The organism is Microcoleus sp. PH2017_09_SFU_O_A (assembly GCF_020738625.1).
In the GTDB taxonomy this organism is placed as follows: Bacteria; Cyanobacteriota; Cyanobacteriia; order Cyanobacteriales; family Microcoleaceae; genus Microcoleus.
Genome location: NZ_JAEQCF010000091.1, coordinates 54,279 through 76,137, shown reverse-complemented (window position 1 = coordinate 76,137; position 21,859 = coordinate 54,279). Strand labels below are relative to the sequence as shown.

20 protein-coding genes are annotated in these 21,859 nt (G+C 47.0%); 13 read left to right on the top strand and 7 right to left on the bottom strand.

Annotated features, from left to right (window positions below):
* Nucleotides 1–140: 140 nt before the first annotated feature.
* The gene (locus JGK16_RS27645) at nucleotides 141–371 is read left to right on the top strand and encodes a hypothetical protein (RefSeq protein ID WP_293193265.1); all 231 of its coding nucleotides are present in this window, start codon (nucleotides 141–143) and stop codon (nucleotides 369–371) included.
* Between the two features lie 53 nt (nucleotides 372–424).
* Nucleotides 425–802: a hypothetical protein gene (locus JGK16_RS27640; protein ID WP_293182912.1), complete on the top strand. Its 378-nt coding sequence runs from the start codon at nucleotides 425–427 to the stop codon at nucleotides 800–802.
* 72 nt (nucleotides 803–874) lie between these two features.
* Here JGK16_RS27640 and JGK16_RS27635 read toward each other — a convergent pair whose 3' ends face one another.
* The 5 genes from JGK16_RS27635 to JGK16_RS27615 all read right to left on the bottom strand — a co-directional run bounded on the left by JGK16_RS27635 (nucleotide 875) and on the right by JGK16_RS27615 (nucleotide 5,182).
* Complete coding sequence (locus JGK16_RS27635) at nucleotides 875–1,231, bottom strand: hypothetical protein (RefSeq protein ID WP_293182910.1); 357 nt, start codon at nucleotides 1,229–1,231, stop codon at nucleotides 875–877.
* A 14-nt stretch (nucleotides 1,232–1,245) separates the two neighbouring features.
* A complete protein-coding gene (locus tag JGK16_RS27630; protein ID WP_293193266.1) occupies nucleotides 1,246–1,644 on the bottom strand; it encodes a hypothetical protein in 399 nt (132 codons plus the stop codon).
* 71 nt (nucleotides 1,645–1,715) lie between these two features.
* Nucleotides 1,716–2,348, bottom strand: a complete 633-nt coding sequence (locus JGK16_RS27625) for a type II toxin-antitoxin system antitoxin SocA domain-containing protein (protein ID WP_293193267.1) — start codon at nucleotides 2,346–2,348, stop codon at nucleotides 1,716–1,718.
* Between the two features lie 514 nt (nucleotides 2,349–2,862).
* A complete protein-coding gene (locus tag JGK16_RS27620) occupies nucleotides 2,863–4,545 on the bottom strand; it encodes an HlyD family secretion protein (protein ID WP_293182906.1) in 1,683 nt (560 codons plus the stop codon).
* Nucleotides 4,546–4,711: 166 nt separating this feature from the next.
* Nucleotides 4,712–5,182 carry a MarR family transcriptional regulator gene (locus JGK16_RS27615; protein WP_293182904.1) on the bottom strand — a complete coding sequence of 157 codons (471 nt, stop codon included), beginning with the start codon at nucleotides 5,180–5,182 and terminating at the stop codon, nucleotides 4,712–4,714.
* 338 nt (nucleotides 5,183–5,520) lie between these two features.
* On the opposite strand from JGK16_RS27615, the gene JGK16_RS27610 reads away from it, so the two are divergent.
* From JGK16_RS27610 to JGK16_RS27565, 10 genes are all read left to right on the top strand, one after another.
* Nucleotides 5,521–5,832, top strand: a complete 312-nt coding sequence (locus JGK16_RS27610) for a hypothetical protein (protein WP_293203532.1) — start codon at nucleotides 5,521–5,523, stop codon at nucleotides 5,830–5,832.
* A 120-nt stretch (nucleotides 5,833–5,952) separates the two neighbouring features.
* Entirely contained in the window at nucleotides 5,953–6,615 is a 663-nt protein-coding gene (locus JGK16_RS27605; protein ID WP_293182900.1) for a class I SAM-dependent methyltransferase, read from the top strand.
* 126 nt (nucleotides 6,616–6,741) lie between these two features.
* A complete protein-coding gene (locus JGK16_RS27600) occupies nucleotides 6,742–6,978 on the top strand; it encodes a DUF433 domain-containing protein (RefSeq protein WP_293182898.1) in 237 nt (78 codons plus the stop codon).
* Complete coding sequence (locus tag JGK16_RS27595; RefSeq protein ID WP_293182896.1) at nucleotides 6,978–7,331, top strand: DUF5615 family PIN-like protein; 354 nt, start codon at nucleotides 6,978–6,980, stop codon at nucleotides 7,329–7,331. The genes JGK16_RS27600 and JGK16_RS27595 overlap by 1 nt, the downstream gene beginning before the upstream one ends.
* 24 nt (nucleotides 7,332–7,355) lie before the next feature.
* Complete coding sequence (locus JGK16_RS27590; protein ID WP_293193268.1) at nucleotides 7,356–8,066, top strand: M15 family metallopeptidase; 711 nt, start codon at nucleotides 7,356–7,358, stop codon at nucleotides 8,064–8,066.
* Between the two features lie 419 nt (nucleotides 8,067–8,485).
* On the top strand, nucleotides 8,486–9,559 hold the full coding sequence (locus tag JGK16_RS27585) for a glucose-1-phosphate thymidylyltransferase (protein WP_293182892.1): 1,074 nt from the start codon (nucleotides 8,486–8,488) through the stop codon (nucleotides 9,557–9,559).
* A 108-nt stretch (nucleotides 9,560–9,667) separates the two neighbouring features.
* Nucleotides 9,668–10,201, top strand: coding sequence for a hypothetical protein (locus tag JGK16_RS27580; protein WP_293203531.1), 534 nt, complete (start codon nucleotides 9,668–9,670; stop codon nucleotides 10,199–10,201).
* 10 nt (nucleotides 10,202–10,211) lie between these two features.
* On the top strand, nucleotides 10,212–12,341 hold the full coding sequence (locus tag JGK16_RS27575; RefSeq protein WP_293193271.1) for a glycosyltransferase: 2,130 nt from the start codon (nucleotides 10,212–10,214) through the stop codon (nucleotides 12,339–12,341).
* Nucleotides 12,342–12,683: 342 nt separating this feature from the next.
* Nucleotides 12,684–13,754, top strand: coding sequence for a glycosyltransferase family 1 protein (locus JGK16_RS27570; RefSeq protein ID WP_293193273.1), 1,071 nt, complete (start codon nucleotides 12,684–12,686; stop codon nucleotides 13,752–13,754).
* 248 nt (nucleotides 13,755–14,002) lie between these two features.
* Nucleotides 14,003–15,085 (top strand): glycosyltransferase family 1 protein, encoded by a 1,083-nt coding sequence (locus JGK16_RS27565; protein WP_293193274.1) that lies wholly within the window; start codon nucleotides 14,003–14,005, stop codon nucleotides 15,083–15,085.
* A gap of 304 nt (nucleotides 15,086–15,389) precedes the next feature.
* Here the strand turns inward: JGK16_RS27565 and petG are convergent, their stop codons facing one another.
* Nucleotides 15,390–15,509 (bottom strand): cytochrome b6-f complex subunit V, encoded by a 120-nt coding sequence (petG, locus tag JGK16_RS27560; protein ID WP_006632329.1) that lies wholly within the window; start codon nucleotides 15,507–15,509, stop codon nucleotides 15,390–15,392.
* Between the two features lie 182 nt (nucleotides 15,510–15,691).
* Between petG and JGK16_RS27555 the strand changes: the two genes are divergently transcribed.
* A complete protein-coding gene (locus tag JGK16_RS27555; protein WP_293182882.1) occupies nucleotides 15,692–16,072 on the top strand; it encodes a cytochrome c in 381 nt (126 codons plus the stop codon).
* Nucleotides 16,073–16,363: 291 nt separating this feature from the next.
* Here JGK16_RS27555 and JGK16_RS27550 read toward each other — a convergent pair whose 3' ends face one another.
* Nucleotides 16,364–21,427 carry an SdrD B-like domain-containing protein gene (locus JGK16_RS27550; protein WP_293193275.1) on the bottom strand — a complete coding sequence of 1,688 codons (5,064 nt, stop codon included), beginning with the start codon at nucleotides 21,425–21,427 and terminating at the stop codon, nucleotides 16,364–16,366.
* Nucleotides 21,428–21,859: the final 432 nt, after the last annotated feature.

Sequence of the window (21,859 nt, the reverse complement as noted above, 5' to 3'; positions counted from 1 at the left end):
ACAAGGGTATGGCTTTTCTAATTTTGATAATTTTAGAAATCGCGTATTAGCTTGTTTCTTGCATTAGATAAAATTATCACCATAAGTTCTGGAGAGCCGAAAAAAGCCGGAGAGTCGAGAATTATGGGCTAAGCATTGGTATGAACTCAGGGGAAGGAGTAATTCTAAAAAGCAAAAGTAAAGAGTTTGTTCTGGCGATTGTTGTGACTTTGTACAGAATTATGAATACTGAAGAAGTAAAAGCTTTAGCATTCAATTTTGATACTCTTAAAATTGATAAAATCGAAGATAAATCTATCAAAATTGAAAACAGCTACGGTTCAGCAGTGATATCTGGAAAGATTGCAGGTGATGTTGTCAATAATGTCTAGTGATTTACAGCGATGAGTCACTTCAAGTTTTCGCAAAATAGGAGAAACAAGCAATGACTGACAACAAATCAATAAACGCTCGCGATCTTATCGGTAGCGTTGCTAATACTGGTGAAGTAAAAGGTAGCATTTTTGTCAACAGTGTTAAAAATATGACACCTGAACAAAGGCAAACTCTAGCTGAGGCAGCAAAAGAAATTCAGCAGCTTTTAAATCAGTTATCTGAGACATACCCAACAAAAACGGCTGTCGAGAAATCAGCATTTGCTACAAAAGCTATGGAAGAAATTGAGAAAAAGCCTGATGTGAAGGGAAAGGTACTTAAAGCTTTGAAAGCTGGTGGAGTAGCAGTACTAATGGAACTTACAAATAATCCAGTCGTGAAAATCCTAACTCCAATGCTTGAAAGTTTACTGGAAGAAGATAAGTAAGCCTTAGTATCCAGATTTTAAAAAAAGAGCGATCGCCCTTAAATCCCAAATTGTCAAAAAGCCCGATCGCCTTTACTCAGGCAAAGTCAAAATAGTTGTAGCCTCAGCCAATAGTTTACACTTGACTTTATTGTTTTCCCCATCAATAAGACAATGAGCTGGATTATCCTGCAAGGGATCGTGGCGGATAATGAAACCTAAAGAACGGGCATATCCTGCTACCAACACACCCACTTTAGTAGTGTCAGAATTTCTCGCACGAGCTAAAACTTCCTGGGGAGTTGTTAGCCTCGCCAACTCAACTGAGATACTGTTATCAGGTTTTCCTCTAACCTGGAAAGCAACTGATTTTACAGTACCATCCTCATAAAGATGTACATGAGGAATCCGACGATAAAGAATATCATTGTCTGCAATTTCTTCTAGCATTATCTCATCCTGACTTAGGGAATCAATAGCTGAGACACCACATTCAGGACTTCAGATAATGACACCTGGTTTTTTTCCTCAAATTTTCTCTCGTTTCCTTCTCCCTTAATTAGTAGATAGCTGAAACTCATATCAGGTTTAATTTCCACTTCTAGATTGTCGTGTGGGGTTCGCCATTCCAGTTGTAGGCTACCATTAGCAATTGGTGCTGCATCATAGGGTAAAATTAGATCGCCAACTAAAGGCGAAAGAGAGTATTTGATATGAATAAGCAACTGACAGGCTTTTACAAAAGCAACGGGCGAAACTGGCAATGCACCATAAGAATCCCAGTCAGGTTCTAGTTGGGCAAGTTGCGTCAAGCGCTCTAATATTGGATCTAAGGAAACATCAGTTAATGTTGCTTGAGACATGGCTTTTACAAAGAGCGTAGTTTGTATTGTATCATATTTATGCGTGCGGTTTCCCTTGAGAAGGGACGATTTTAGACTGAGGTTTCTTCTTTGACACGGCCCGAATAATATTTTTTCATCGATTCTTGAGAAATAATGGCATGACAAGATTCGTCTCTGGGCAAATCCCCTCTCGCTTCTAGCCAAGCCATTTCACCGCAAATCATTCGTTCCAAAGTTTCATCATCATACTCAAAATAGGCATCTGCAACTTCTTCCAGAAATTCCCCGATTTCTTCAGAAAGTTTCGGGCGCTCGATTCTTTCTACAATTGGTTCCCAACTAAATTGGCTTTGATACTTCTCTAGTAAATCAGGAATCACCGGGCCGTGAACCCACGCTTTAAAATCCGCATTAAAGAGTGGCGTGCCATAAATTGCTAAATGCCAAGCTTGAGCGTAATACACGAGTTTTTGTAGCTTGTAAGCATTTATTTCTACATCGAATTGCGAGGCTAACCAAATGAAATAATTGGCAATCTCGCGATCGCTCAGTGTTTCCGAATTAGTTGAAACAGCAACAACTTTCAGTTCACCTTTAGCTAGATGTTCCAATAGTTCAGAAACAGACAAGTTGAATTGTTCAGCAATTTGCTCAACTCTTTGCCAGACTGGATAATTTACAGTTACTTGATATTCAGTTTTGATTGAAGGAGCTTGGGTCATGGCTAGGATTTCTTAGCGTTGACTAAAATAATTATAGCAAACTGTTCTACAATACTCGTAATTAAAATTATAGTATGATTTATGCTGAAAAAATAGAAATAGAGTCAGGTCTGATAGTCAAAGCCCGATCGCCCTTCGTCTCCCACTTTCTGAAAAAGCGCGTGTAGCCAGCCGATTGATTACTGATTGGGTACCAGTACGATGAGGTAAAGTGAGTCGTCGCGAAGTGGGGCTTCATTCAGTTGACAGTTGACAGTTGACAGTTGACAGCGACCTCTACCTGGAAGTCAGAGGATTGGAGTAATGAATCGTCTGATTTTAATTTCTCCCTAAAAAAGAGAGGCTTTAAACCAATTCTTTCTGGTAAGCCATCGCACCAATCGCTGGCTGGCAATACACACCCACAAACTATGAGGTTTTAATCGGAGAGAGGGACTTCTATACCAGGCTCGACATTCATCTTGACGGGAATGGCAGTGCAGAGGTTACATGATTTCCTGCGTAAATCCTGACTTTATTTCAGTTCAACATTTACAGTAGCAGACATCCCCGGTGCAATTCGCGATTCATAACCTTTAATGCTTTCGGCATCAAACACAACTTTCACTGGTATCCGCTGCACTACTTTGGTAAAGTTTCCCGTTGCATTGTCGGGAGGCAATAGGGAGAATTGAGCGCCAGAAGCAGGGGAGAAACTATCAAGACGGCCTTCAAATTTGCGGCTACCAAAAGCATCTAATTTGATTTCTACTTTTTGGCCTGGTTTCATGTTTGCTAATTGCGTTTCTTTGAAGTTAGCAATTACCCACAAATCGTTACTGACGATCGCCATTAACGGAGTTCCCGACTGCACCCGCTGCCCCACTTCAACGGATTTGCGCCCGATTTGTCCGGCGGCGGGTGCGGTGATATTCGTGTAGGAAAGTTGCAGTTGAGCGTCTTTAACCGCAGCTTCCGATTGGGCGATCGCAGCCTTAGCAGCATCATACTGCGATCGACTGACCTTAGTTTGCTCGCCCGTAGCTTGAGCCTGTTGCAATCCGCCCTTCGATGCAGCCAGTTTGGCTTCGGCGGTGCTGATTCCTTCCTGCGCTACAGCGACTTTAGCTTGGGCGCTGGCGATGCCGACTTTGGCTTGGGCGACTTGAGCTTCAGCTTGCTTTACTCCTTCTTGAGCTTGCGCTACTGCTGCGATCGCTGCGGTTACGCCTTCCTTGGCTTGGGCTAACCTGGCTCTAGCTTGGGCAATTCCTTGTTGGGCTGCGGTGGTTTGGCCTTGGGCGACTTCGTAGGCGGCTCTCGCTGCGTCTAATTGCTGGCCGGCGATCGCACCTTCTTGCTGCAAACTTTCGTACCGTTTATAATCTGCTTGCGTTTTCACGAGATTAGCTTGCGCTTGCACTAGCTGAGCTTGCGCTGCGGCAATACCGGCTTCGGCTTCCGTCACTTTAGCTTGGGCTTGGGGAATTCCGGCTTCAGCTTGGGCGACTTTGGCTTGCGCTGCGGGTACGCCGGCTTCAGCTTGAGCGACAGCAGCTTCGGCTGCGGGTACGCCTTGTTGGGCTTCCCTAATTGCTGCTTGGGCGGTGGAAATGCCAGCGTTGGCGGTGCCGATATCTCCTTGGGCTTGGGCTGTTTTACCTTGGCTGGTTTGAGAGGCTAGGGAAATATTCGCTTGGGCTGCTTCGGCTTGGCGGCGGGCGTTTTCTAAGGCTGCTTGGGATTGTTGCAGTTTAACTTGGTAGTCGCGGGGGTCGAGTTTGATCAGCAGTTGGCCCGGTTTTACTTGTTGGTTATCTTCTACTAAGACTTCGCCGACAGTACCGTTGATGCGGCTGCTGACTTGGTGGATGTGTCCGGCTACTGTGGCGTTTTCGGTTTCTTGGTGGATGGAGGCGTATTGCCAATAATTGTAGCCAAAGCTGCCTGCTGCGATCGCCCCGATGCCCAGCGCTGCTAAAATTATCGCTTTCGGGGCTTTTTTCTTCGGTGTTTCCGGCGCCGGCAGGGGTGCTTGGATTTCTGTTTCTGGGCTGGTTTTGAGTTCGGCGGGGGCGCTGATTTCTGTTTCTGGCGCGGGGATTACTGGTAGGCTTTTTGCTATGGTGTTGTCGATCGGCTTTTCTAAGAGGGCTACTGCTTTGCCTTTGCCGTTACCGTTGAATTCTTCTGGGTTGATTTCGTTTGTGCCTTTCATGGTATTTGACTCCTGATACTTTAGTAAGATGTCGTTTGGTTAGGGTACGTAGTTTTTATTTAGTAAGACTGCTTTTTTTAAGAGTGCGTAGTATTTTTGAGTTGTTTTTAATGTAGTTGAGGTAGATGCTGCTGCGCTTCAGTCGAAAGAGCTATTTGTTGGCGGTTTAGGAAAGATTGACGATCGCTCGATCGATCAATTGGGAGAAGAGTTCTCGATCGGCTTTGGAAATGCCAGTCATTGACTTCTCTCGGATCTCCGCCACCAGCGGTGGCAGCACGTCTTGCAGTTCCCTGCCTGCATCCGTTAGCCAAATTCGCCAAATCCGCCGATCGCGCGTGTCTCTCTCGCGGCGGACTAAGCCTCTTTCTTCCATGCGATCGAGCACGCCTGTGAGTGTACCGCCTACCTGTTGCAGTTTGTCGCCAATGCTGGAAGTTGGCAAGCCGTCTTCTTGCCACAAGCAGCACAGTACCAACCAGTGAAATGGTGTCAGCCCAAATGGTTCGAGTATCTCTTGCAACCTGCGAGTCCCTAGCTGCCCTAGCAGTTTGATGCGGTAGCCCAGGCTGTGGGGGGCGAGAACATCGTGCCACCTAGCTAGATATTTGCGATCGACTGTGGATATAGTAACCATCGGCTTATTACTTAGCGTTCGTATTATTAGTGTAAGATGTTATTTGGGAGCTGTCAAGGGGCGATCGCGGATTTTCGGTCATCGGATTTGAGATTTGAGATGGAGTCGGCAGCAAGTAAGTCAGTACAATGAGGGCGATCGCCCACGCTCGATCGCAAAAAACAGCTAAATTTTCGTCAAACTTGTTTGGATTTCTTAATTATTCCTAAAATAGGAAGCTCAAAGTTGCGATCGCACTTTATTCTAGTCCCAGGAAATCAGTACACCAAGTTCAATAATACCGACGATAATAATTTGTTCTATTCCTATATAATTTAGTCTCTCAAGGAGTGATTAATGTGATGTGCGAAGAGCAAAGAAAAAAATTAGATCAAATCATTCAGCAATTAAAGAACGCCCAATCCGAGGTGCAAGAAGCCTACGAAACAACAATGATGAGTGATGCCAAATGGGCCGTGTCTAGCCTGTGTGATGATTTAAAAAAAAATGAGTCGATCGATCCGTCTATAAAGAGCCAGCTCATGCCTTATTTTGAAGCAGCTCATTCAGCTATTCTTAGTTCTGAATCAACGCATAAACGAGCCGGAATCTGTGGTGACAAGCTGAATGAAGCAGAGTCTTGCATAATAAAAATACTGAGTAAACTCTGAAGAGAATGATTTAAAATTGGATCAGGCGAGTCCCGGAAAGTCCATCCTGGGGAATCTGTTTACATTTCTTAATTATTAGTAAAATAAGAAGAGTAAAGTTACGATCGCACATCGCACGTTATGCCACTCCAAGGAAATCAGCGCACCAAGTTAGACGACACCGACGACAATCTGTTTTATTCCTATCCCCGGTTTGTGACGCACGTAGACGAGGGATTCATTCAGCAACTAACCGACTTGTATCGGGAACGCCTGAAACCGAATACTCGGATTTTTGATATGATGAGCAGTTGGGTGTCTCACTTGCCCGAGGAAATGGAATTTGCTCATGTCGAAGGACACGGCATGAATGAAGAGGAGTTGGCAAAAAATCCCCGACTGAATCATTATTTCGTGCAGAATTTGAACGCAAATCCTAAATTGCCACTGCCCGATTCAGAGTTTGACGCGGTTGTCAACTGCGTTTCGGTGCAGTATTTGCAAAACCCGGATGCGATTTTTGCCGAGATGCACCGGATTTTGAAGCCGGGGGGCGTCGCAATTATCAGTTTTTCCAACCGGATGTTTTATCAGAAAGCAATTGCGGCTTGGCGGGAAGGTTCGGAGGGCGATCGGGTAGAATTAGTCAAGGGTTACTTTGATTCGGTCAAAGGAGCGAATATACCCGGATTTAGCAAGCCGGAAGTAATTGCTAAACAGTCTAGCTTGCCGAGTTTTATGCAAATGCTGGGGATGGGAGGCGGCGATCCATTTTATGCGGTAGTTGCTTACCGCCAAAGTTAGGATTTTTTTAAATGTTTGTAGTGAGGACTTTAGTCCGCTGATTTTTTTGAGCACTAAAGTCTTTACTACAAACCGAGCTAGAGTTACGCTCTCTCTTAGAATATATTTAACAGTGGCTCCTAAAACATGGACAACCAACTTTTGCAACGCATCACACTCGATCCAAATATCTGTCACGGAAAACCCTGTATTCGCGGTCTCAGATATCCAGTAGAGTTGATTCTTGAATTACTTAGTTCAGGTATGAATGCTAAAGAAATTATAGATGATTATGATGATTTAGAACATGAAGATATTCTAGCTGCTTTGCTATTTGCAGCACGGCTGACTCAAGTGAAAAGCATATATCGAGTATTAGTGTAATGAAGTTTTTGGTAGATGCACAATTACCAGTACGTCTGGCACGCGTTTTGCAATCTGCTGGTTGCGATACTATTCATACTAAGGATTTACCTCGACTCAACGCAACTCCCGATTCAGAAATTAACTTGCTTTCAATGCAAGAAAGCAGAATTGTTATCACCAAAGATCGAGATTTTCTCGATTCATTTCTGATTAGCCAGCAACCTTACAAGCTGTTAATATTGACGACTGGCAACATAAATAACAACCAACTTATAGACTTATTTGTGAATAATTTGCCGCATTTGGTTGAAATGTTTGAGGAACATTCATTGATAGAAATGAATCGCGATACAATTGTAGTTCACCAGTAATAATTAAGTAGGTAAAACCTTGATATGAAACCATATCAGCAAATAGAAATTGACGAATGCGGCGAGCCTTTAGTCCCAATTCCACCAGAAGATTTTGCCTTTGAAATTCCGCACCCTTATCAAAAGTTGGGTGCTCCCTATCACAACAGCAAAGCAGATTCACCTTACTATTTGCGGCAAGGAGTTGTAGATAGTTTAGTAGCAGCTCAAACTCAGCTACAGCAAAATCATCAAAATTGGAAAATTCTGATATTTGATGCTTATCGACCCGTGGAAGTCCAGCAATTTATGGTAGATTATACTTTCAATCAAATTGCCGTAGCTCAAGGCTGCGAATTTCCGGTTTCCGAAGACAAACGCCAAGTTATTATAGAACACGTGTATCAATTTTGGGCTGTGCCGAGCCTCGATCGCACGACGCCTCCTCCTCACAGTACAGGTGCAGCTTTAGATGTAACTTTAGTCGATGAACATAATCGACCAATTGATATGGGTTCTCCGATTGATGAAATATCAGAACGTTCTTATCCCGATTATTTTGGTAATAGCAAGGACGCGCAACAACAGCAATACCACCTGCACCGGCAAATATTGAAAGATGCGATGATAGCTGCTGGTTTTGAGCAACATCCTAACGAGTGGTGGCATTTTTCTGTGGGCGATCAGATGTGGGCGTGGTTGACAAATAACAAGAATAGTGGTAGTCAAGTTATCGCCCGATACGGCCGCTATTAAACCATTTTAGATTTGAGACGACTGAATGCTCGATCGCTATAAATCATTTGGATTGCAACCGCTAAGATATAGCAGTGGACAGTTGACAGTTGCAGAACGGGAATCAAATCATTGATGCAGAACGGGAATCGACTCTATTCATGAAGTTATTTATGTCTTCACCCATGTGGCGGTTGCTATACTGAAAACCTTCTTGATTCCTGAAACCCCTGCTTTGATTACTTCTTCCTTCTGTCAACTGTCAACTGTCAATTGTCAACTGTCAATTGTCAACCGTCAATTGTCAACTGTCAATTCTTCCTTCTTTTGGGTCAGCTATTGCCAGCGGGGTAGCCGTGCTTTAAAATTAACGAGAGCTAACAAGTGCAGGCAAATCAAGCCAGCACCGCAAACTCTAAAGGATAACTTAGATTTCACCAATGAAAGCACTCATCCTCTCTGGCGGCAAAGGAACACGCTTGCGTCCCCTCACCTATACGGGTGCTAAGCAGTTGGTTCCTGTGGCAAATAAGCCTATACTGTGGTACGGAATTGAAGGCATTGTGGCGGCTGGGATTACGGATATCGGGATTATTATTAGTCCTGAAACAGGTGAAGAGGTGAAGGCGAAAACAGGAGATGGCTCTCGCTTCGGTGCAAAAATTACTTATATCTTACAATCAGAGCCGGCGGGACTCGCTCATGCAGTAAAAATTGCGAGACCATTTTTGGGTGATTCTCCATTTATTATGTATTTAGGAGATAACTTAATTCAGAGTCAGCTAGATCCGTTTTTAGAGAATTTTAATAAGCAAAAACTAGACGCTCTAATTTTGCTGCGCCCAGTTCCCAATCCCAGTGCTTTCGGTGTAGCAAAGGTTGATGAGAATGGGCGAGTTTTACAGTTAGTAGAAAAACCCATAGTTCCGCCGTCTAATTTAGCACTGGTGGGGATTTACTTTTTTGCTCCTACTATTCACGAGGCGATCGATCAAATTCAACCCTCGCCCCGCGGGGAACTCGAAATTACTGATGCTATCCAACAGCTAATCAATCAAGAAAAACACGTAGAAGCCTGCAATTTAGATGGTTGGTGGTTGGATACCGGGAAAAAAGATGATTTGCTGAGTGCAAACCAAATCATTTTAGATAGCTGTATTGTAGCTTCAACTGAATTAAAAGTAGATGCCAAAAGTCAAATTATCGGGCGAGTGCAAGTAGGGGAAGGTAGTGAAATCATTAATTCTACAGTTCGCGGGCCTGTGGTAATTGGGGAAAATTGCCGCATTGAAAATTGCTTTATCGGGCCTTACAGCAGTATTGCCGATCGCGTGACGATGGTTGATGCTGATATCGAACACAGTGTAATATTGCAAGGGGCGAAAATTGTTGGCATTCACCAGCGAATTGTTGACAGCGTGATCGGACAGCGAGCTCAACTCACAAATGCGCCGCCGCGTCCTAAAGCGTTGCGGTTTATGATTGGTGATGACAGTCAAATCGAGTTAGTATAACTTAGGATTTGCACTATTCTCGTAGCGGCAATTTACCCGATGGTGCGCGTTGCTACGTCTACGAGATGGTGCGCCTCGGCGCACCATAAATTTAAAGGAGGCGGAAGATTGCAGTACGAAGAAATACCGACTCAACAAATTATAGATAAACTGCGGCAAACTTTGGAGCCGCGAATTGGTATTGCTGAGTTGTCGCTGTCGGAAAGACCAAATAGTGCGATCGCCCAAAATGAAGATGACGAAGACATTGCGCTTCTCAAAGCGGGCTTTGACATTTATAACATTCCAATTACATCTTACCAAAGGCGGCTCGGTTCCGCAGTCATCGCCGTCAGAAAAATTGTCCGAAAATTGCTCAAGCCCGTACTAGACAGACAAGTAATTTACAATTTCGCCAATACCCGCGTCGTGCAAACCTTGAGCACACAGTTGCAAAAATTGCAAGAAAATCAACAAACTCTAGAGAAAAAACTTACATCGGAATTCAGCAGCGGGTTTCCCGAAGTGACAGCGCAGCTTGAGAGTCAACAACAGGCGATCGCAAATTTTCAGTCTGAAGTAGAGCAAATCAAAGCGGTACAGCAGCAACATACTGCTATTTTACAGGAGATTACTGCTCAATTGGGCGATCGACAACCATAAAGCATCAAAGATGACTACACTTCCTATATGCTCATTTATTATAGTTAACTATAATGGTCTGCGCCACACCAAAGACTGCTTGAAATCCCTACAAAAACTTGCGTATCCAGAATCACAACTCGATTTAATCGTAATTGATAATTGTTCTCAAGACGATTCGGTTCATGCTTTGCGCGAACTGTTTCCAAAAGTTCGGATCTTTGTGAATACCGCCAACAACTTTGCCAAAGCCCTCAACCTCGGCATCAGCGAAGCAAAAGGGCAATACATCGGCTTTCTCAATAATGATGCAACCCTTGACAGTCACTGGCTGGAAATATTAGTTAAACGCCTAGAAACTGACAATAAAGTTGGTGCAGCTAGTGGCAAATTGCTGTTTAAAGACGGGCGAATCAACAGCGCGGGCATTCAGCAATTACCTAATTTTTATTGGCAAGATGTCGGTTTTGGCGAAAAAGATTCGGGACAGTATAATACAGAAAGGGAAGTAGAAGGGCTTTGTTGGGCGGCGGTGCTTTTCCGCAGAGAATGTCTGGAAGATGTCGGGCCGATTGATGAAGATTTTGTGATGTATTTTGAAGATGTAGAGTTTTCCAAACGCTGCCAAAAACGCGATTGGAAAATGCTTTATACTCCCGCAGCTATCGCCCATCACGAGTATCGAGGTTCGAGTAAAGGTAGCAAACTCACCGAGTATTTCTGCAACCGCAATCGGTTTTTGTATTTGGCGAAACACGAACCTCTGCAATTAGTGAAATCGATTCATACTTCGGATTTTTTTAGTAACAAGCAGTACGATTTGCTGTTCGAGAGTTTGTTTTTCGCGATTAAAAAACTGCTAGATTATCAGAAACCGGAAATCGTCGCAGCGGTACTGCCGCAGTTGACGGAAAAGTTGGCGGTGATTTACAGTAGAATGAAGGTCGATCGCATTTTACCTCGATTGGAGGTGGTTAGGGGCGATCGCAAAATGTCGATCGCAATTTACGATCACGGACTGCATTTTATCGGCGGCGGGCAAAAATACGTCGCTACCATCGCCTCGCTGCTGCAAAATGAATTTGAGATTACTTTTATCGCCAACAAACCCGTGGCTGTTTCCGACTTAGAGTCGTGGTACGGAATCAACCTTTCAGGATGCAAAATCAAGATTATTCCGTTGCAGTTTTACGAGAAACGTGGAATGCAGTGCATCGATTCCAGTATCATCGCTGAGGATATGGAAAATCCCTTTGATGAAATTGCCAGAGAAAGCAAAAATTACGATATTTTTGTCAACGCCAACCAACTCGAAAAAGTCAAACCGCTGTCGCCGATATCAGTATTTTTCTGCCACTTCCCGAATACTTTTCGCAACCGTCATTTTGCTGTGGATGATTACACTTTTATTATTGCCAACAGTCAATTTACTGTCAAGTGGTTGGAGAAACGTTGGAATTTGCAACCCACTTTTATGCTGTATCCGCCCGTGGAAATGGCTACAGCTAAAGTGTCGAAGGAAAAGATAATTTTAGCTGTGGGACAGTTTGAAGCTGGAGGAACAAAAAAGCAAATTGAACTCATCCAAGCTTTCCGCAGTTTGCTAGCAGATTATCCAGATGAACTTCAAGGATGGCGGCTGATTTTAGCTGGTAGCAGTGTTCCGAAAAATCCTTATTTAAAGACGGTTCAGAATTTGTTGAAGCAGGATTCAAGGGCGATCGAACTTAAAGTCAATGGTTCCTTAGATGAGGTAAAATCGCTTTATGCTAAATCGAGTATATTTTGGCATGGCTGCGGTTTGGGTGAAGTCAATCCCCAAAGGTTTGAGCATTTTGGGATGGCGACTGTTGAAGCAATGCAAAACTGTTGTGCTCCGATCGCGTTTTGTGGCGGTGGACAACCGGAAATTGTCGAACACGGGCGATCGGGCTTTTTGTTCAATACGGTTGAGGAACTTTGCCGCTATTCACATCAACTAATTGTCAATCCCGATTTGTTAGCAGAACTTCAAGCTGGCGCACAGCAACGCAGTCAGAACTTTAGACTCGCACCTTTTGAACACAAAGTCAAGAGTTTTTTTGAGATTATTCACCAGGAATATGCTACAATTCGGCTGCCAAATCCAGGCGAGATTGCTCAAATGCTCGATCGACCTTAAGCATACATATATTGATGTGGGTAAGGACGTGGCAGTGTCTGTTAGTGTTAAGTTAAGCCTCGATCCTCCCTAGCCCCCCTTAAAAAGGGGGGGACAAGAGTATTCTCAAAGTCCTGCTTCTTAAAAAGGGACAAAAGTATTCTCAAAGTCCCCCTTCTTAAGGGGGATTTAGGGGGATCTGGACTCAGATGCGAACGATAAATACAAAAGTTTTTGATCGTAAGTTGACACCAATGGGCGAAGCGTAGCGGAGGGAGTGCCATTTCCCCACAGATATCGCCGAAAATCGACTTGATTTGATATCAAATATCGACTAATCACAAGTTTATTTTTACTCAAAACGTGTCCAATAAACTGTTAATAAATTTATCCTTTCTAACTCCCGAACCCACGGGAATCGGAACTTATGCAGCTAATCTTTTCCCGCAACTGCAACACCTAGAACCAACATTACTCACTTCCCAGCAAATTGAGAATTATAGTTGCTATCAAATCCCCGATAACATCACACCGGATCGAGGCCCTAAAGGACAAATTAACAGACTGCTGTGGACTCAATTTAAATTGCCTAAGATTTACGAGAAATTGGATTCAAACCTAATATTTTCGCCAATTCCTGAAGCACCTTTATATTCCAAATGTCGCTACATAGTTACAGTTCACGATTTAATTCCTTTGCGATTCCCCCAAAAGTTATCTCGGCTGACAGCTTATTTCCGCTACTACATACCCCAGGTTTTGCGACAAGCCGAACATATTATTTGCGATTCTCAAGCAACGGCGACAGATGTTGCTAACTTTTACCAGATTTCGCGTCAGAAAATGACCGCAATTCCCCTAGCTTGTGATAATATTAATTTTCGCTGTCTCGACTTGCCAGCAAAAAATTATTTTCTTTATACCGGCAGACACGATAGTTACAAAAACTTGGAAAGATTAATTGCTGCATTTGCAAGTTTAGCCGATCGCACAAACTACGAACTTTGGCTAGCCGGGCCTCCCAACGCCTACACGCCGCAGTCGATCGCACAAGTAGAACAATTGGGTTTACAATCTTTGGTAAAGTTTCTCGGTTACGTTCCCTACTCGCAATTGCCCGTACTGATGAATCAGGCGATCGCCCTGGTGTTTCCCACACTCTGGGAAGGATTCGGCTTGCCGATTTTAGAAGCAATGGCCTGCGGTACACCAGTCATCACTTCCAACCTGTCATCGATGCCAGAAGTAGCCGGAGATGCGGCATTATTAGTCAATCCCTACAGCGTCGGAGAAATAGCCGCAGCCATGCAAACAGTAGCCACAGATTCAAAAGTGCGATCGCACTTAAAAAAATCTAGCTTAGCGCGATCGGCCGAATTTAGCTGGCACAAAACCGGACAAGCAACCGCCAACATCTTACAACAATATCTTTAAATCCTCCTTCTCTTCCTCTCTGCGCCCTCTGCGCCCTCTGCGGTTAATCAAAAAAAATCCCAACCGCCCTCTGCGCCCTCTGCGGTTAATCAAAAAAAATCCCAACCAAAAACCGCAATCCTCATAAATCTTACAACAATATCTCTCAATCCTGCCTCTCTCTATTTTCTCTCTCTGCGCCCTCTGCGCCCTCTGCGGTTAATCAAAAAAAAATCCCAATCAAAAAACCGCAATCCTCATCTGATTATATGCCAAACCCCGAATCCAACCTACTAATTAATCTCTCCTTCCTAATTTCCGAACCAACCGGATTAGCCATCTATGCTAAAAACCTATTTCCCCACCTAAAAACCCTCAATCCAACCTTACTAACAGCCCAAAAATTTCCCAATAATAACTGCTACGAAATCCCAGCGAACCTCACACCAGAACAAGGAAGCAGAGGACACATCAACCGATTGCTGTGGACACAAACCCAAATTCCCAAAATTTACAAACAGCTAAAATCTAACCTGTTATTTTCGCCAATTCCCGAAGCTCCTCTATTTAGCGGTTGTCGGTATATAATTACAGTACATGACCTAATAGCCCTACGATTTCCCCGCCGCTTCGATCCTTTGGCAGTTTATCACCGCTACTACATTCCCCAAGTATTGCGGCAAGCTGAACATATCATCTGCGATTCCGAGTCAACCGCCAATGATATTACTAATTTTTGTAAGATTCCAAGTTCTTTAATTACACGAATCTTTCCCGGCTACGATACCAGTTTTTTTAAGTTTCTAGACTTACCAACTAGCAATTATTTCCTGTATATGGGCCGCCACAATCCCCATAAAAACGTCCAGCGAGTTGTAGCAGCGTTTGCGGCTTTACCTAATAATTCCGAGTACGAATTGTGGATAACGGGATCGGAAGATAAACGCTATACGCCGCTGCTGAAGGCCCAGGTTCAAGAATTGGGATTGTCCGATCGCGTAAAATTCCTAAATTACCTCCCCGCGGCTGATTTGCCGAAAGTCATCAACCGGGCGATCGCCCTTGTATTCCCCAGTCTTTGGGAAGGATTCGGTCTGCCGGTGCTCGAAGCAATGGCCTGTGGCACTCCTGTCATCACTTCTAACCTATCTTCGATGCCCGAAGTCGGGGGGGACGCAGCATCGTTAGTCAATCCGTACAGCGTCGCAGAAATAGCCTCTGCTATGCACGAGCTGGCAATAGATACCAAAGCTCGATCGCACTTGCGGGAACTCGGTTTGGCCCGATCAAAACAGTTTAGCTGGGAAAAGACAGGCGTGGAAACTGCTGCTATTCTCGATCGATACAGTTGACAGTTGACAGTTGACAGTTGACAGTTGACAGTTGGAAGAGGAAAGAGGGAAGAGTTGGGGAGCATCTCAGTTTTGTAAAAAGCATTTTTTTTCTTGTAGTGCGAGCGTCCCGCTCGCGTATTGTAAAATACGCCAGCGGGGATGCTCGCACTGTAAATGCAAAACTGAGATGCTCCCAAGAGTTGACAGTTGACAGAAGCAAGACTGAAGAAGAAAGAAGAAAGATTTTTCCAATCTCCCCCTCTCCCCCTCTCCCCCTCTCCTCCATCTCCTCCCTCCGCTTCACCGAGGGACTTAGGCCCTTTTACTTGTTGATACCCAACTGATCGCCCCGCTTGTATTGCTGGTAAGCAGCAAAAAACAGCCCAGCCAGAGTAACAAAGATTAAACCCAGAACAATACCTGAAAGCAGCGGTTCTACCATGAGAGCTCCTTAACGTTAAGATTTAACAATCTATTTTTAATATTACCAGCACTGAGACAGATGAATTTTCCCATTCTTGGGAGTTCTGGGGGTCTGTGATCTTGATATCCCCGCTGGAAACGATTAAGCTATGTGATGAGAAATAAATTTTCTTGTAGATACTATTTTAAAATTGCACTCCTTTGAATCACCAAATTGCCACGAATGAAATTAAAAACCCGATCGAGCGACTGCTCATATTTGCGATCGCGCTGTTGCTTGCGATCATGTTGGCGACGATGACAATTCGTCAGTTTCAAGTTGCCGATCCCTACGTCAAAAGCGTGCTGTCCCTTGCTGGCGACCAGTTTCAGGGTTCCGCCATCTTTCAAATGAACTGTGCGGGGTGTCACATATCCGTCGGAGAGACTCAAGTTGGGCCCAACTTGCACCGAGTTTCAGAGCGCAAATCCGAATTCGAGCTGATCCGCCAAGTCACCAGCGGGCGAACCCCACCAATGCCACAGTTTCAGCCGAGCCCGCAAGAAATGGCCGACTTGCTGAAATATCTCCAACAAATTTAAGCAAAAAAGGGGAACGGAATTTCGTTCCCCTCATCCTGATTGTCCGGGTAATAGTAGGGTGCGCGAAGTACGCATCCTACATAGCATTAGTGTCAACTTAACCCCGAAAACCTTTGTATCTCTCGTTTACCCTGAGCGTCGATCCCCCTAAATCCCCCTTAAGAAGGGGGACTTTGAGAAAAATCCTGTCCCCCCCTTAAGAAGGGGGGCTAGGGGGGATCTGGCCCCGATCGCCAGACAGGCACTACGTTTGACGTTAAGTTGAAACCAATGCCTACTAAGGACTACAGATTAAACCACCAGCACGTTAAAACTGCTTGCCGCTAACCGGTTGGGGACAACGCCCGCCAATATAGCCAAAGTCTGGTTGGTGCTGGCGATCGCGATCGCAGTTGAGCCGTTAGTTTCGGTTAACAACAGTTGATTGAAGTCCAAGCCTCCCACCAACTGGATCGAATCAGATTCTGGTCTAAAGTTGATAATCGTGTCAATTCCCTGAATCGCTGCCAATACAAAGTCTTGTCGGTTGCCGTTAGCGATCAGAGTATCATTGCCAATGCCGCCAAACAGCAAGTCATCGCCGGTGCCACCAAAGAGTATATCATCGCCGCTGCCGCCCAGTAAGGTATTGTTACCGTCGCCACCGCAGAGAGTGTCATTACCTTGATCGCCCAATAGCACGTCGTCGCCGGCTTCTCCCAATAGCACGTCGTCGCCTTTGCCGCCGTACAATACGTCATCGCCGTCGTCGCCGCTTACTGAGTCGTTGCCCCGATTGCCGTAAAGAGTATCGTTAGCTCGATCGCCAAAAATCAGGTCAAAGCCTTTACCACCAAAGATAGTATTGCTATCTTTACCACCGTAGATAGTATCGTTGCCGGTATTGCCATTGATGTAATCGCCGCCCTCTTGGCCGAAGATCAAATCGCCGCCGCCTAACCCGAAGATAGAGTCAACATTGGCACTGCCCACGAGGGTATCGTCGCCGTTAGTACCGTTGATGACACCGTTGCGCGAAGGACTGGGGGGCAGATTCGGAGGGGTAACCCTGGGGAAGGGATCGGGACAAACCAAATCTGTCCCTACAGGTGTCGGCGTCGGTGTCGGCGTCGGTTCTGGTGTCGGAGTCGGTTCAGGTGTTGGCGTCGGAGTCGGTGCAGGTGTTGGTGCAGGTGTCGGCAGCGGCGTCGGTGCAGGCGTCGGTGCAGGTGTCGGCAGCGGCGTCGGTGCAGGTGAAGGTGTCGGTTCTATCCTTGCCGGCGGTGTCGGTGTCGGCTGCGTCGATGTCGGCGTCGGCGTCGGTGGCGTCGGTGTTGTAATGGAATTCCCGAAGTTGATGCCGCTGACAATAGCGCCCGAAGCCAGCACGATGTCGGCGGGGTTGGGGCTGGTTTGAGTGAAACCTATTGGCGGGGTTTCCCGGACGCGGTAGGTTGCCGGCGCTAGGTTCGCGAACACGTAGTTGCCGCTGTTGTCTGTGGTAGTAGTAACAGGAACAGCAGCAGGAGCTCCTGGGGTGGGAGCTACGACTTTGGTTAACAGAATTTGGACATTGGGTAAACCCGGTTCTCCGGCATCCTGAACGCCATTCTTGTTGTTGTCTTGGAACTTCAGACCGCGGATCGTGCCCGGTTGGGGCAGGAAGTTGCCGAAGTCAATGCCCGTGGGTTTTTCTCCGGCTTGAGCTATAATAACGTCGGCAGGGAGCGCGGTTGTCAGCGTCCAGCCGGTTTGCTGGACTTCCCTTACCTGGAAAGTACCTGCGGGTACGTCGGTGATAGTGTAGTTGCCATCCTTATCCGTGATGGTAGTCAATTCGCCCTGTTGGAACACTCCATCTTTGTTCGTGTCTACGAAGATTTGCCAGTTTTGTAGGCCCGGTTCCCCAGCATCCTTAGCACCGTTGTTGTTGAGGTCATTGAATTTTTGACCGCTGATCGTGCTCGCCTCGAAGAAGTTGCCGAAGTTGTTGTTTTGGGAGTCTTGACCGCTGGTGAGAGGGATAGTATACGCACCTGGAAGGGTAGGCGCGGTGGCGCTGGCTGCGGGGGCGATTTGCGTCCAGCCTGGTTCTACTAATTCCCGGACGTTGTAGGTGGCGAATGGCAAGTCGTTGAACTGGTACTTACCGGTGATATCGGTAACAGTAGCGGTTTCGGTTGGCTCTAGCGTGCCGTTGTTGTTGGCATCTAGGTAGATTCTCCAGCCTGCTAGCGCTGGTTCGCCAGCATCTTGGACACCATTTTTGTTGCGATCGTTAAATTTGATCCCGCTGATCTTGCCAACCTGGAAGTTCCCGAAGTTGGTAGGAAGGGTGGTGGTGTTGGCAATGTTAACGCCACTTGCGGTAGTAAGCCTCGTGGCCGCTGGGGGAACAGGGAAAGTTTGCTGCCAACCAGTCTTTTGCTCTTCCCGCAGGAGGAATGTACCAGCGCCAACGTCAGTAAAGGTGTAATTCCCAGAGGCATCAGTGGTAGTCGATCGCGGTACTGCTGTGCCGATAAAGGTCTGTGGTTCTAGTAAGATTTTCCAGCCTTCTAATCCTGGTTCGGTCCCCTCTTTGACCCCATTCCCGTTGAGGTCGTTGAACTTCTGACCTGTGATAGTGATGTTTTTGAAGATGCCAAAGTTCTGCCCGGTGACGGCAAGACCGCTTTGGGTAGTAACCGGAATAGCCGGAATTGCGCCAGCGGGGAAAGAGATGCTGGAGTTGGCTGGGGGAGTGGCTTGTATCAGGTACTTGCCCGGGCCGATGTCCGCGAAGCTGTAATCTCCTGTTGCCGTAGTCGTTTGCGGAGTGCCGACAACTGTATCTGTGGCGGCTTGGAATATGCCGTCGCCGTTGGTGTCTTTGTAGAGATTGACTACGACGCCAGCTAATACGGTGTCGTCGGGAGTGAAACCGTTGCCTGCGAGGTCGCTGAAGGTTTTGCCCGCGATCGTAGTTTTTTGGAAATTACCGAAGTTGGCGCCGGTGACATTCACAATACCTGTAGAGGGCGGAGTCGGGCCGACAGTCTGCACCCAAGCAGTGGGAGGCGTTCCAGCGGGCGGGGCTTCTGTAATCGCAGTATTTGTTTTTACGTCGCGGAGGGTGTAAGAGCCGTCGGCTGCGGTGGTAGCGCTCTTCGTGCCTACAGAAATTACCCAACCTGGGAGACCGGGTTCAGCCGCCTGCCGAACGCCGTCACCGTTAAGGTCGTTGTATTTGACGCCTGTGACGATCGGGCCGTACTCGTAGGCACCGATATCAACAGCAGCGCCGATCGTCCGAGGAAAGCCAGTACCCCGCTCGTCAGTCGCGCCAGCAGCCGCCCCAGCCGCCACATCTCCGCCATCGATCGCCGGATTAATCACTGTCGCAGTGCTATCAGCCAAAGCATAAGTGAAGGGAACGCCTGTAGCCTGGTTCAGTGCTGCGGTAGGTGCGAGTACATTAGCTAGAGGAACAGTCGCCGCCAATTGCTGGGTAGCAGGTAAATTGCTACCAGCAATGTTCCCGATCAAATTCTTGATACTGGTGGCGGCGAAAGAGGTTCCGAACACATCAGGACTCGCGCCACCAGTATTGCCAGCAACAATAGTGTTTCTGACATTCACAGCACCGCCGTTAGTAGCAATACCCCCGCCCACAGCAAGAGCAGGAGCAGTCGCAGCAGCACTGTTAGCAGTAATCGTGTTGTTAGTCAGAGTTGCAGTAGCGCCGCTGTTAACAAAAATCGCGGCTCCTGCGCCCTGGCCGGGTGTAGCGGCAGCACCGCCAGCAGCGCCGCCCGTGGCTGTGTTGCTGAAGAAAGTGCTGTTGTTCAGGGTCAAACTGCCAGCATTCACAAAAATTGCACCGCCCAAACCAGCACCGCCACCACCGCCGGCTGCGCTTCCTGCGCCGCCCGGGGTGAAAGCTCCTACAGCAGTGCTGGCTCCGCCTACAGTACCGCGTCCGCCGCCGCCACCGAAGCCGCCAGCGCCGCCGTTGCCACCAACACCGCCACCACCGCCACCGCCACCGAAGCCACCAGCACCACCAACACCGCCAGCGCCCGGTAAACCTGCCGCGCCAGTGCCCGCGACGCCACCAGCGCCACCAGCACCACCGCCACCGCCACCGCCACCCAGGCCGCCAATGCCACCTGGGCCACCGATACCACCAACTCCGCCGTTAGTACCGCCGGTACCAGCACCACCGGGGCCGCCAGCACCACCGGGGCCGCCGTTAAGACCAGTACCTTGTAATCCGCCACTACCAGGGCCACCATTGCCACCCGTACCGCCGGGGCCGCCAGCAGCGCCGATGCTTGCCAAGCCAGGAAGACCAGTTAGACCCGGCCCACCTGCGGTGACAAAGGGAAACAGAGCTGCAAAATCGGTGTTACCGCCCGCGCCTGCTACTGCTGGAGCAACGGGAGCCGCGCTGCCCGCGCCGCCCACAGCGCTGTTGCCACTAAAGGTGACATTGTTAATTGTGACAGCCCCGCTGTTAATAAATAGTGCACCGCCCATGCCGGCTGCACCGCCGCCACCGCCTGTACCGGCAGCGCCTACAGAGCGACCGCCCGCAATTGTCAGGTTAAAAAATGTGACTGGTGTAGCGCCACTGTCGATCAAAAAGCCCCGGTTATTACCGAAATTTAAACCAAAACCCCCACCCGTAAAAGTGATGGGGTTGGAAATCCTGGGCAGAACCTGTCCGGCTGCTAGGGTGATGTTGCCGGTGAGGGTAATCGTATCTGGATCGTTGACAGCATTAGCTGTCAAGATGGCATCGCGCAGTTCGTTAAAGTTGGTGACGCTAAAAGTTCCTAACACGCCGCTATAAGCTTCCCTCGCCTCTTGGGAAAATGCTAAAGGTGTTTCTATTTTCCCCGTAGTTACTTCCAGTTCCCAGTCTCCGCCCAAGGCTGCACTGCCGGTCAAGTTATCGGATGCGGCAATATTTGCCCCCGTGAGCTGGCTCAGCCTTTCGACGAAGGCGACACCGGCTTCTGTGGCGGCGACGTTGCAACCGTAAAGCAGAATTTCGGGTTTAGCAAAAGTAGTTGAAGACTTCGAGTTTGCTTCGGCTGCTGGCAAAGCAAACCATTTTTCTAAATAATTGCGGTAGGTTTCAATGTTGCTGAGATTGAGTTCTGTGGTTCCCAGTTGCAGGCTGGCTGCTGCGCCGTGAGACAGAATATGAACTGCTGCAATGTTTTGCCGCTGTTTAAGTGTTTCGGCGATTTGCGCGATGCCGTCGCGATCGGCCTTGAGAATAATAACTTCTGTATCGGAATTCGCGGTTTTTGTTAAACTTTCGCAATCTTTAACTTGTGAATCCGCAAAAACTATCTGGTGTTTCCGTTCTTTATAGAGTTCCATGATTAAATTCCTCTGGTACACACACACATTAAATTCATAGCACAAACCAAACGCAGCAGCGAGATATCTTAATTTTAGGGTAGATTTTGTCGTTGGCGAAGCTCTCGAAGACGATCGCCCCTAACTTTCACCTACCTGGAAGATTGACAAAACGTTTTTTTTGTGCTCCCTATAGGATATACTGAAGTTAGTTTGATTGTGTAGAAGTTTTCAAGGGGGCTGTTGTTCCGGCTTTTACAAAAATATTTGAGTCAAGCTTGTACTCAGTTTTTAATGTCATTAGACTCGAACGAGTACAACGTATTGTCATAAATGTCAAGCAAAAAATAACTAATGGCGAGCGCTCGCCATTAGTTACAATCTGATGTTATTTTTTAGGGTATTGATTCCAAAGTTATTCGTTTTTAGCTTTTGACTAATAACCAACACGGC